This is a genomic window from Treponema primitia, assembly GCF_046533075.1.
Classification (GTDB): Bacteria; Spirochaetota; Spirochaetia; order Treponematales; family Breznakiellaceae; genus Termitinema; species Termitinema primitia_B.
On the sequence record NZ_JAJQRB010000080.1, the window covers coordinates 1 to 12,006 of the forward strand.

Consider the following 12,006-nt stretch of genomic DNA (forward strand, 5'->3'; position numbering starts at 1 on the left):
GGCTCTAATGGGGGGTTCGGTTTGGGTAAACCCAAAACCCTCCGTTCCGCCGCAATGGGGCGTACTATGCCCACCCAGCGGCTCGATTTCGGCTGACTGATAGTTTTATCGACCAACACCCCGCCCCTGCGGGGCAGCTCGAAGAATCAAAGCCGATAGCGTGATGAAGCCTTGTCTCCAAAACTCGATACTACAGCCATTAGTTGTACTGCCATCCTGTGGAGTGCGACTCAATGGCTTCAACCTCCCCGCCGGAATCTCCCTGACAAGTGACTGACAAAACACGAATTTCCCTTTCCCCCATATATTATTTCTTTTACTTTCTTTTCTTTTTTTATTTGTCATAAAAAACAAAAAGAAAGAAATAAGAATAATAGAAACCAAGCGGAGATTTTCAATACCAATGCGTATCACTCTTTACCATGACAATTAAGGCATACAAAAGGTTCAACTATTTGTCATTCCTGACAAGTCTCAGGTCATTTTTTTTGAATCAGGGGGGAGCGTGCGTCCCCTGAAATTGCCAAGATTTGTACTGTTCCGTTTTACTTTTTGTCAAACCGATATTTTGCTCATAAAAATGCAGTTTTCCCGTATCACTAAAAACCAAACCGGCCTACTACCGCACACTCAATCGCACGATAATAGGCCGGAAAAAAACTACCGCTGTTTTTACGACGGGAAACTAAAGGGGAGCACGGGGGAAACCCCGTACCGCCTACGTCAACTTGGCCCGCAGGGCTACCCCCGACCAGAACCGGGCATCCGCCGTCCGGGTCTGCTCATATCCCAGCTCTTTAAGCCGCAGGGAAAGGAAGCGTTCACTACAGGCGTGTTCGTTGTTTTCATCACACCAGTCCTGATACGCCTTGAACAATTCCCGTATCCTGATGGTTGACCCCGGATTCTGTATGCAGCACTCCTTGAGGAAATTGCCGATCACATCCATTTCTCCCCGGTACTCATCCGTGGCATGAAGAATAATAGCCGGTGTCCGCAGCCCTTCTTTCCGCCAGCGGGCTGTCCCCTCAAGGAGCCAGTTCAATATCCCGCTTGCCTCTGCCCGCAGTTTTTCCTCCAGGTGTTTGTCCTGCTTTTCTTCCTCAATCCGGGTAGTAAAGGGTATCAGTTTAATCCTCCGCCATATCCCGTAATCCGTCCCCTTGATCACCGGCTTGTGATTTGTCGCCATGAAAATCTTGAAGGTCGGCACAAAGTTGAAAAACTCCCCGTACAGGAACCGGGCCGTCATCCGGTCGTTCCCCGTAATCTGCTTGATGAGCGGCTCCGATAAACGCCGCCCCTGTTCCGCCTCCGTGGTGGTGACAAACCGGGTTCCCCGCAGACGGGCAATGTCGTTGGTAATCTGGTCCCCGTTTTTCCGCATGAAGGTTTCCGTAGGTGTTGCAATGGCGTAATCTCCCAGCAGGTACATGATGGTATTCAGGAAGGTGCTTTTCCCGTTAGCGCCGGAGCCGAACAGGATGAACATGGTCTGTTCCGAGGTATCCCCGGTGAGCGCCCATCCCCCTACGGTTTGCAGGAAGCTGACAATATCGCTGTTGTAATTCATGATCTCCCGGACAAACTGTTTCCAGACCGGGCAATCAGCCCCAGGATCGTAGTCAACATTCGCCAATTTGGTGATCATATCCTCCTGCCGGTGTTCCCGGAATTCCCCGGTACTCACATCAATGGTGCCGTTCTTCACGTTGAGGAGCCAGGGGTTCCGGTCGAGGTCATCGCTGGTGATATTCAGTGCTTTAATCCAGCTTGCAGATTTGACAAACGCCTCCCGCCGCCGCATTGATTCACTGAGCATGGCGTATTTTTCAATCTCCATGCGATCCCGGTAGTCCGGCGTTTTGAGCATATCATTGTAAATGTTATGAACCATTTCCAACCCCTTCTCGTGGATGAGCGCCCCATCGTCCATTTGCCAATGGGTATCCTGCCATACCACCCATTTCTTCCACGCCCCGTTGTACCGGATATCCCTGCCGTATTCCTTCATCAGCCGGGCGGCAGTGGATGCATCGGTAAACTGGACAAGCCCTTTCTTCAGCAGATCAAGCCGGTAATAGATTGACTCATCCCCGACCGATTCCCGTTTTTCATATTCTCCCATACTAAAATTCTCCCTTTTCAATAACCGCCGCATATTCTGTGAACCGGGCCAAAGCCGATTCCCCGTCATCAGGCAGCGGATGTTCCTTTTGCCAGTCCTCCCCGGCCTTGTACAGCCGGGTCAGCATCCCCGGTTTTTGCAGATACTCCCGGTTTCTAAAAACCATGAGGCCCCGGTATGCCTCCGGGGGAATCTCCCGGTTCCGGGTTTCAGCCTGCCCAAGCAGCAATTCGGCCAGCCCCCGTTCCCGTTCTACAAATTCCTCAAGCATCTTGCGCTCCTGCCATAGCAGTTCTTCGTAGAGCTTCTTGGGGTCTTTCTTGTTATACCCCCGCCAGTCGAGTACCACCGTACCGTGTTTTGTCCGCATCATTACCATACATCCCTCCGTATTGGTTGGTTTCTCTGCGCCGGAATAGGTTCCCGACACTATAGAGACAGATTAAGGGGTTTTTTAAGAGGGTGTGAATGTATAAATTGTCATGTTTTTGGGGGAATTTGCTTGCAATGACAAATATTACATTATTGTCATACTCAATGTTCTATACTTTCCATTTTTTTCTTCCCATGTTATGCTATATATGGGCGGGTTTCCGTTCAAAAAGAACTTGGGAGCAAAAATCATGCCAACCTTGCAATTCAAGGGCAAAAATATCATCTGGAATCACCACCTTTCCGTCCCCTATCATACCCTGGATGAGGTTGAGAAACTCCATTACCACCCGGAAACTCCGGCAGGTAACCTCATAATTGAAGGGGACAACCTACTGGCCCTCAAAGCCCTTCTGCCCCAATACACCGGGAAAATCAAATGTATATATATAGACCCGCCCTATAATACGGGTACAGAAAATTGGGTTTATAACGACAATGTGAATAATCCCATGATTAAAGATTGGCTCGGTAAAGTAGTAGGAAAAGATGACCTTGCCCGCCATGATAAATGGCTTTATATGATGGCACCGAGACTTAAGCTGATGAGAGATTTACTTTCCTCCACTGGTTCGATATTTATTAGCATTGATGATAATGAGATTTATACATTGATTCAATTAATGACAGAAACATTTGGACAAGATAATTTCAAAAATATTATTATTATCCGCCGTGGAATTAAAAGTGTTCAAGCCCAATTTGAAACTGTTGATAGGTTAAATTATGGGTGTGAGTATGTGATAGTTTTTTCCAGAGAAGGCGATTATAAATATAAAAAATTTGAAGTGGAATTAGAAAATGGGAAAGAGGGAGGATGGAATAATCATTGGCGTGGTACTGACCGGCCTACTATGCGATATAGCCTTTTTGGTATAATACCGGAAACTGGTCAATGGCGTTGGAGTGAATCCAGAAGCATAGTTGCGGTTGAAAATTACAAATCCATGTTAAAAGAATTGGGCAAAACTGAAGAAAATGTCACCCAGGAAGAAATTGATGTATGGTATAAAAAATATCTTGATGAAAATGGTGAAGATATTGACCTTTTAAGACTATCTTCAAATGAAAAGCCGGAACACTATATTCCTCCCTCTGAAAGCAAATTAGCAAGTACACATTGGAATGATATTAAACCTAACGGTTCTAGCCAGTTAAAGGCTCTGTTTGGAAAAAAAGTTTTTGATAACCCCAAATCCATAGATTTAATAAAGAGACTTATTCAGTTTAGCACCGATAATTCTGAAAATGCTATAGTATTAGATGCATTTGCGGGATCTGGTACAACCATGCATGCTTGTATGGAGCTTAACAATGATGATACTGGTAACCGCCATTGTATTCTTATTCAAAGCCCCGAAATAAGCAAGGACGATCCCAAGAAGAACATCTGCAAAGACATTACTCGTGAACGTATAAAACGGGCCATTGATAAATATAGTTATAAATCAGGTTTCCGTTATTTCAAGGTAGGAATCCCCATTGATGCAGAAACGATACTTTCGGGACAGCTCCCCACCTATAAACAGTTTGCTGAATATGTGTATTACCTCTGTACCGGGAACAGCTTATCTGATAAAAAAACCATTGACGAAAAATCATATTATGTTGGTTCATATAATCGAAATGTTATCTATCTTCTTTACAAACAAAACTTTGACGCATTGACAAAAATGCCCCTCAATTTTGATTTGGCTGAACAACTTATCAAAACCAATCCCGATAAAAGAATTATCGTCTATGCTCCGGCTTGTTTCCTCGACGATGATTATATGAAGGACAATAATATTGACTTCGTGGGTATACCTTACAATCTCTTTTCACGGGTAAATCCATGAGTTTTTATCTCAAAAAGTACCAGGAAAAAGTAGTATCAGAACTCACCGCTTTTTATGAGGAAGCAAAAAAGACCGAGGCAGCCCTGGCTCCGGCAAAAAATGCGCTGCCGCCTGAATTACGCCATCAAATTGACTGGATTGGGGCAACCTTTAATAAATTACACAAAGTCTACCGCGATCAGCCGGTAAACGGACTCAAAGAACATTACCCCCGCATAGTTATAAAAGTCCCTACCGGGGGCGGAAAAACCCTTCTGGCGGTTGAAGCTATCAGGGAATACCAAAACCGTTATGCCGGTAAAAGAACCGGTCTTGTGGTCTGGGTTATTCCCACCGAAACTATTTATTCACAAACCATTGCCAAGCTCAAGGACAAGGCAAATCCTCTCCGTCAATTTTTGGATCAATCCAGCGGTAACAGAACCCTCATTATTGAAAAAGGCCAGCGCCTTACCGTGCAGGATATTGAAGAAAACCTCGTCGTCCTTTTTATCATGATCCAATCCATCAGCAGAAAGAATGGCAAAGAAGCATTAAAGATGTTTCAGGACGCAGGTGGTTTTGAGGAGTTTTTCCCCGCCGACCACCGCTATGACCTACATGCTGAGTTATTAAAAAATTGTCCCAACCTTGACAGCTTCGATTATATCGGAAACCCGGTTGTCAAAACCAGTATGGGCAACGCCATACGGGTATCAAGGCCCTTTATTATCATTGACGAAATCCATAAAGTTTTTTCTGATACCGCAAAAGAAACCATCGACGGCTTAAATCCGGTCATGGTTTTGGGCCTTACCGCCACCCCCAAAAAAGACATGAATATCCTTGTATCTATCACCGGCCTTGAACTCAAAGAAGAAGAAATGATTAAACTGGATATGCATATCATACCGCCGGTAAATAGAAACGCCGATGACTGGAAATCAATGTTGGTAGAAATAACTAAACAGCAAAAATTACTTGAAAAGAAGGCGAAAAAGTACCAACAGACCACCGGTGTTTATATCCGCCCCATAGCCCTCATACAGGTAGAACGGACGGGGAAAGAGCAGCGCGGCAAAGGTTTTGTTCATAGCTTTGATGTAAAAGAACACCTTCGGGAGATAGGTATTAACCCCGATGAAATCTCGATAAAATCCAGCTCTCAAAACGATATAGAAGATGTAAACCTTTTTGCCCAGGATTGCAATGTCCGTTATATCATAACCAAGGATGCGCTCCGTGAAGGGTGGGATTGTTCCTTTGCCTATATGCTTGGAATTGTTCCCAATGCAAACTCAAATACCGGCGTTACCCAGCTTGTAGGCCGTATTCTGCGCCAGCCCTTTGCCCGTAAGACAGGCGTAAAAGAACTTGACGAAAGCTATGTCTTTTATTCTAAGGGAGATGCCGGTAAGGTACTCGATCAGGTTAATGCAGGCTTTAGCAATGAGGGGCTTGAAGATATTATCTCCGGTGTAACCATTGACGGAACTCCCAGTGCAGAGCGCCGTACAAAAACCGTTGGAATTCGTAATATCTTTAAAAAGGATTTTGCCTCATCATTTTATCTTCCCGTCTGGGTAGTAATGAAGAACGAACAGAAACGCAAATTTTCTTATGAGCGGGATATTAAGCCAGCGATTGATTTTTCTTCTTTTTCTATTACGCCGGAAATGATAAAAGAATTAAAGGCTTCGTTAAGCGCCGAAAATGAAAACCGTTATTCTTTTATAGTAACTCTTGATGAGAAAAGCAAGATTCAGAAGAAAGTTGAATCTATGACGGCAATAAAATCTTCCGAAGTAAATATCGCTTATCTTTCCCGCCGTTATGCCGAATTGGTGGAAAACCCTTTTGTGGCGAGAAAACTCAGCAAGTCTCATCTTGATACAGTTATTGAGAAAATAGGGAAAGAAAAGGCAGTCCACTATTTTGATTATATATCGAAATATCTGGTTGACCAATTGGCAAAATATAAAAAGATTTCAGAAGAAACGGTCTTTAAAAACAACCTTAAAAAAGGAAACCTCATGCTTGCGGTTTCCGATAATGCCGAGATAGGGTATCGTGTCCCGGAAAAACATGAAATAACCATAGACCGTGACCCTAATTACTTTAAATACTATCTTTTTGAAGATGTTGAAATATCTGCCATGAACAGCCTTGAACAGAAGGTTGGGGAATTACTGGATAAACAAGACAGGATACTCTGGTGGTTTCGGAACAAAGTATCCAGTGACTGGTACTCTATCCAGGGTTGGCAAAAAAACAAAATCCGCCCGGATTTTGTTGCCGCCAAAAAGAATGAAAGCGGTAAACTTGAACTGGTCTATGTCCTCGAAAGCAAAGGCCAACAGCTTCTTGGTAATGACGACTCCAATTATAAAAAAGCCGTTATGGAAATAATGACTGAACAATCCCAACAAAGCAGAATTTCAAACTATACTCAGGGAGTCTTGGACTTTGGGGAAGTCAACGATAAAGTAGAGTTTTATTTCGTTGAACAGGGGCAGGAAGAAACCGAAGTGAAAAAGAGGTTTAAGTAAACAGGAGAGCGAATTTGGTGAAAAGCGATTACAAAAAATATTTTGAGGGTTTATATTCTATAAGGAGACTATCATGGCAAGAGAAAAATTCGGTAGTGTAAGTCTTGTAAGACAAGGAGAAAGCACTTTCTATTCGTTGACAATACCGAGCGATATATTGGCACAATGCTGTTTTGTTATTAACCGATATGATGACCCTATTGAAGGATTTCAACGTGAATTAGATATAAGTCGGGCGCAAGAAATAGCGGCATATATTGATGAAGGATTGGGGACTATACCAAGCTCTATTGTTTTGTCGGCACAAGAGGTTGCCGATTTAAAATATGATAGCAAAACAAAAACTATCAATTTCGAAACAAATCCTAAGGGCTTTCTAATTATCGATGGTCAGCATCGTATCTATGGCTTTAAACTGGCAAAAAATAAATTGAGAATACCGGTAATAATTTATAACGGATTATCAAAAAAAGATGAAACAAGATTGTTTATCGATATTAATTCAAAACAAAAAGGGGTACCCCCAGAGCTTTTATTAGATATAAAGAAAATGGCAGAATATGAATCAAACCAAGAGGAGCAAATGCGGAATATTTTTGATTTTTTTTATTCCGATAATTCAAGCTGCTTATTGGGAAAATTATCACCTGCAAAAAAAGTTGACTCAAGAATATCACGAGTTGTGTTTAATACGGCCATAAAGAACATTCTCAAAATTATTGGCAATAAGGAAGATGAAGAAGTATACCGGATATACAATTCATATTTAATAGCTATAAATAAAGGATTGCTTATTCCTATCGACGCTGAAGAATTATTAGTGCAACCTACTTTTTTTAAAGCACTGGCAAGTTTTTTCATTCCTGTTGCCGTAAAGGTGAAGGATAAATTTGGTTCAATATATACAATGAATCATTTCTTTTCTATCGTTGAACCACTTGGACAATATGTTAAAAAGTCAAAAATACGAAGTTTTGGTAGCGGTAATCAGAAAATTAGTGAATATCTGGAAGAAAATTTAAATTCCGGATTTACTCTATAATGTATTTAACCACAGAAATATTCATGCAAATTATTGTAAAGAATATATTTACTTATAAATTAACTGGGAGAAAAACGTTTAAAGCTTGGTTGGCAAGCAATCGTTTTAGGTCATTCTCGGCACTAAATGGAGATGTTAGTTTCAAGCCTTATGATAAAGAAGAGTTTGTTAATGCAATAATAAATGATGCCTGTCGATTTTGCTGCTCTTCGTTGGAAACTGTTGTCGGAATCAATAAAAATGCTCGAATAAACAAATCAACTGCATGGATTCTGATAAAACTTTATTATTCTGCATTTTATTCAGCGCATGCAATAATTAGATATTTTGGCATTTCTTTTTCCTACTTAGAGCGGGAATATATTAACATTGTCGTTCAAAATTATAAGCTGTTTAATGGAAGCGATATTTCTATTGATAAAGGTTTTTATGAGTTCAACCTTATTGAAAATATTAATGAGGTAAAAATGACAAAATATAAAGATAGTCATACTGATTTGTGGAATATATTTTATACATTATTGACCAGAATCCAAGATGAAATTAAAAATAGAAATGTAAATAAAATCAACATCTTAAATGATGATTTAATTAAGTTAGATGAATATATCCGATACATTAAAGAAACAATGAATAATGAGAATTGCCATGATAAACATAACTGGCTTTCAATTGTTAGGAATAATATAAACTACAAACATGAATATAATGTTTGGTTTCCATTCGGAAAACGTTTTTCCAATGATAGAATTTATGAAATTGCAAAAGACTGGAATAAAGATCATTTAGAAATCAGACCTGATAATAGTTATAATAAAATTGAGCAATTTTCTTTATGTTGTATTTCGATTGTTTCAATCGCAATGGATTTGTCAATAAAAATCGGGACTGAAATTTCAAAGCAATCCATATTCAAGGATACATTTTATAGATTATTCAATTCTTGTAACACTTAGAATATTGTCTATACAATATTGGCAGATAAGAGAGGGGTTCGCTGTGAAATATATATCATTAAAAGCAAACTGTATCACCAAAATTCGACAGCAATTTGTAGATACCCGTATCAATGTCCGTGCTGTTATTGGTTATGTAATAATAGAGACTTATTGGCTGGCTGGGCAATAAAAAATGAAAAAATTACCACCACCATCTCCAAGTCGGGAAATAATCATCTACCGTACGGACTCAAATGACATTAAAGTCGAAGTATTGATTCAAGATGAAAGTCTATGGCTTACACAGGAAAAAATGTCTGAACTTTTTGATGTAAATGTACCGGCCATATCAAAGCATTTAAGCAATATCTTTGAAGAAGGTGAACTGGAAAGAGCGGCAACTATTTCCAAAATGGAAACAGTTCAGACCGAGGGCAATCGTCAGGTACGCCGAAATAAGGATTATTACAACCTTGATGCAATTATCGCAGTCGGTTATCGGGTAAATTCAAAACGAGCTACCCAATTCCGCATTTGGGCTACCAAAATCCTGAAAGAGTATATCGTCAAAGGCTTCGCAATGAACGATGAACGCCTTAAGCAGCCCGATTATTTGTTTGGTCAGGACTATTTTGAAGAACAACTGGAACGTATCAGGGACATTCGTTCCAGCGAACGCCGGTTCTACCAGAAAATAACCGATATTTACTCCCAATGCAGCGCCGACTACGATCCCGAAAATGAAATCACCCAAGAATTTTTCGCCACCGTCCAAAATAAACTACATTTTGCCATCAGCCATGAGACCGCCGCCGAAATAGTGTATCACCGTGCCAATGCCGAAAAACCGAACATGGGGCTTACCACATGGAAAAATGCCCCCAAGGGAAAAATCAGAAAATCCGATGTTTCTATTGCAAAAAATTACCTCCAAAAAGACGAGTTGGATAATCTTAATAGAATTGTAACCATGTATCTTGATTATGCGGAAAATCAATCAAGACATCGGAATATTATGTACATGAAGGACTGGGTTGAAAAGCTGGACGCTTTCTTGAAATTTAATGAAGAAGACATTTTGCATAATGCTGGTAAAATCTCCCATGAAATAGCAGCAGATTTTGCGGAAAATCAATTTGAAAAATACCGGGGAAAGCAGGAACTAGAATATAAAAGTGATTTTGATAAATTAATAGAATCGGTCGATAAAAGGCCAATGCGTAACAAAGAGAAATGAATCCGTTTCTTGTGACTTTCAGTATTGCAACTGCCTAAAGGAAATAGGGATGGCAAACATTCCGTTTTACTATCTTTCGTAGTACCCCAAATGACAAGCATCTCTCCCTAAGTTTGTAACCATTGTCATTATCCACAGTATAAAAATTTTACCCCGTAAACCCCTTTGGCACATTTTTTGCTTATGCGCCGGTGAGCGGCGCGCAAAAAGTGCGCCAACCTTCCGGCCTTCGGCCTCCAGGCCGGGGCCTGATCCATTCCCAAACCGGGACATTGATCCGCTCCATCAGCCGCATTTTTAAGACTAACGCAGGCGGTAGCTGTCTCCCCAATAGTGTTAGGGCCGATGGGTAAGTGTTTTTCCCCACGGGGGTGGTCGGGGGGCGGGTAAAGTGAGCCCCCCTGGGCCACCCCCTCAAGGGGGAAAAACAAAGGGGCAGGCTCACCGAGTTTGGGGTTTTCCCTTCCCGCCCCTCGTTCTTAGCTAACGGGGGTTATTTCTTAACCGGAGACTATACCATGTATACGCCGAAAATGTCCGATCCGTCCGTTATCGCTGTCCGCCGCCTTGCCTGGGCAATGGGCGCCAATATGGGTGCAACCTTAAACCGCCTTATTGCCATCCTGCCCCAGGTCGTAGACCCGGCCCTTGTCTGCCAGCGTTGCAAAGACACTTCAAAATGTGCCTATTGCGTTTTCAAAACGCAAACCGCTTGCGGTACGCCTTTAATCAACTTGTAAAAGTTTACCCTCCCGGCTTGCGCCGGGAGTATACCAACACAGGAGCAAAAGAATGAACTGCACGCAGCATTAACCGCATAAACCAAACCGCCCCGGTAAGAAGCCGTGAAAGCGGCCGCCTTGTCAGGAGCGGTCTTGATTCCTATACTTCCGCTAGTATCGCCCTGGCTTCCTCCTCTAATTTTGTGTAATGAATGGCAGGATTAACAATTTCATCAGCAAATACAAACCCGGACTTGAGCGCATAATTTCGCAATTCATTTTTAGACAAGCCGAGCTTTTTCCGAATTTCGGATAGTTGGTTCTGTGCCGTTCCCCTGGTTGTATTACGTTTGAATGCAATATCTTTTGGACTGTCCCCCAGGCCGTAGAGCCGGAGTACCTGTTTTTCTGTTTTGGTTAAAATAGTCCTCTCCGGGCCGTAACTCGCCAAACCATCATCATTCGAGAGCCAATCAGGTTGAACGATTTTGCCGTTGCAAATCTTGGTACACGCAGCCAATATTTTATCGTCATCTTCACGAGAATCCACAAAGTTCTGTACCCCGACTTTTGCAAAGGTCCGGATCTTCTGGGGGCTTAGGGGTATATAGCTAAACACGGTGACAACCATTTTCGGATACTTGACGGCGTAATTGGAAATCATTTGAGCCGTATTATCATGCCAAAAAAGCGATTCGATGAAAACCAAATACGGCTGGTAGCGTTTAACCATTTCCCGCAAGTTCTCCCTGGTATAGGCGCATACAATTCTTGCGTATCTGTTTGTCCTTCTCACGAACTCCTGCATTTGTGTAGCGAACTTTAAAGATTCACTGCAAATAATAATAGTATCCATATCCGTCATTGTCCTCCAATATTGCCGGAAAATGATTAGGGGTTTCCCCTAATTTCGACAAATTCAACAGGTCTGTATACGCTTCGGGCCTAAAGGCCCTCGGGGTTCCGTTCGCCTAGGTCATTCCGCTGCGCTCCATTCCCACGGCTCACTGCACCCACATTTTGCCAGCCCTGGTCTTTGCTTCGCAAAGCCCTTATCCGGGCTGTCAAAACGTCGTATACAGCCGAAACGTCTATGAGAAAAGTCAAGCAGAAATCTGCAAATTCTCCGGAAAAATGATAT

At 42.0% G+C, this 12,006-nt stretch carries 10 protein-coding genes; 6 read left to right on the top strand and 4 right to left on the bottom strand.

The genetic code is table 11. From position 1 onward, the window contains the following. Positions 1-718: 718 nt before the first annotated feature. On the bottom strand, positions 719-2,128 hold the full coding sequence (locus tag LQZ19_RS16545; RefSeq protein WP_411048796.1) for a DNA primase family protein: 1,410 nt from the start codon (positions 2,126-2,128) through the stop codon (positions 719-721). Between the two features lies 1 nt (position 2,129). Further along, positions 2,130-2,507 carry a hypothetical protein gene (locus tag LQZ19_RS16550; RefSeq protein ID WP_411048797.1) on the bottom strand — a complete coding sequence of 126 codons (378 nt, stop codon included), beginning with the start codon at positions 2,505-2,507 and terminating at the stop codon, positions 2,130-2,132. A 202-nt stretch (positions 2,508-2,709) separates the two neighbouring features. Between LQZ19_RS16550 and LQZ19_RS16555 the strand changes: the two genes are divergently transcribed. The 6 genes from LQZ19_RS16555 (at position 2,710) to LQZ19_RS16580 (ending at position 10,883) form a co-directional block, all read left to right on the top strand. Further along, the gene (locus LQZ19_RS16555; protein WP_411048798.1) at positions 2,710-4,398 is read left to right on the top strand and encodes a site-specific DNA-methyltransferase; all 1,689 of its coding nucleotides are present in this window, start codon (positions 2,710-2,712) and stop codon (positions 4,396-4,398) included. Beyond that, a complete protein-coding gene (locus tag LQZ19_RS16560; protein ID WP_411048799.1) occupies positions 4,395-6,926 on the top strand; it encodes a DEAD/DEAH box helicase in 2,532 nt (843 codons plus the stop codon). The genes LQZ19_RS16555 and LQZ19_RS16560 overlap by 4 nt, the downstream gene beginning before the upstream one ends. A 73-nt stretch (positions 6,927-6,999) precedes the next feature. Beyond that, positions 7,000-7,968: a DGQHR domain-containing protein gene (locus LQZ19_RS16565; RefSeq protein ID WP_411048800.1), complete on the top strand. Its 969-nt coding sequence runs from the start codon at positions 7,000-7,002 to the stop codon at positions 7,966-7,968. Continuing rightward, complete coding sequence (locus LQZ19_RS16570; RefSeq protein ID WP_411048801.1) at positions 7,968-8,924, top strand: hypothetical protein; 957 nt, start codon at positions 7,968-7,970, stop codon at positions 8,922-8,924. Before LQZ19_RS16565 ends, LQZ19_RS16570 begins: the two co-directional genes overlap by 1 nt. A gap of 175 nt (positions 8,925-9,099) precedes the next feature. Next, positions 9,100-10,143 carry a virulence RhuM family protein gene (locus LQZ19_RS16575; protein ID WP_411048802.1) on the top strand — a complete coding sequence of 348 codons (1,044 nt, stop codon included), beginning with the start codon at positions 9,100-9,102 and terminating at the stop codon, positions 10,141-10,143. Between the two features lie 533 nt (positions 10,144-10,676). Continuing rightward, complete coding sequence (locus LQZ19_RS16580) at positions 10,677-10,883, top strand: hypothetical protein (RefSeq protein WP_411048803.1); 207 nt, start codon at positions 10,677-10,679, stop codon at positions 10,881-10,883. A gap of 142 nt (positions 10,884-11,025) precedes the next feature. Here LQZ19_RS16580 and LQZ19_RS16585 read toward each other — a convergent pair whose 3' ends face one another. Together LQZ19_RS16585 and LQZ19_RS16590 are read right to left on the bottom strand one after the other, a co-directional pair. Then, complete coding sequence (locus LQZ19_RS16585) at positions 11,026-11,598, bottom strand: helix-turn-helix transcriptional regulator (protein WP_411048804.1); 573 nt, start codon at positions 11,596-11,598, stop codon at positions 11,026-11,028. A 212-nt stretch (positions 11,599-11,810) separates the two neighbouring features. Continuing rightward, the coding region (locus LQZ19_RS16590) for a hypothetical protein (protein ID WP_411048805.1) at positions 11,811-12,006 on the bottom strand (196 nt) is incomplete at its 5' end.

Coding starts and splice junctions, on each gene's coding strand:
- LQZ19_RS16545 (WP_411048796.1), bottom strand. CDS start 2,128: ATGGGAGAATATGAAAAACGGGAATCGGTCGGGGATGAGTCAATCTAT.
- LQZ19_RS16550 (WP_411048797.1), bottom strand. CDS start 2,507: ATGGTAATGATGCGGACAAAACACGGTACGGTGGTACTCGACTGGCGG.
- LQZ19_RS16555 (WP_411048798.1), top strand. CDS start 2,710: ATGGGCGGGTTTCCGTTCAAAAAGAACTTGGGAGCAAAAATCATGCCA.
- LQZ19_RS16560 (WP_411048799.1), top strand. CDS start 4,395: ATGAGTTTTTATCTCAAAAAGTACCAGGAAAAAGTAGTATCAGAACTC.
- LQZ19_RS16565 (WP_411048800.1), top strand. CDS start 7,000: ATGGCAAGAGAAAAATTCGGTAGTGTAAGTCTTGTAAGACAAGGAGAA.
- LQZ19_RS16570 (WP_411048801.1), top strand. CDS start 7,968: ATGTATTTAACCACAGAAATATTCATGCAAATTATTGTAAAGAATATA.
- LQZ19_RS16575 (WP_411048802.1), top strand. CDS start 9,100: ATGAAAAAATTACCACCACCATCTCCAAGTCGGGAAATAATCATCTAC.
- LQZ19_RS16580 (WP_411048803.1), top strand. CDS start 10,677: ATGTCCGATCCGTCCGTTATCGCTGTCCGCCGCCTTGCCTGGGCAATG.
- LQZ19_RS16585 (WP_411048804.1), bottom strand. CDS start 11,598: ATGGTTAAACGCTACCAGCCGTATTTGGTTTTCATCGAATCGCTTTTT.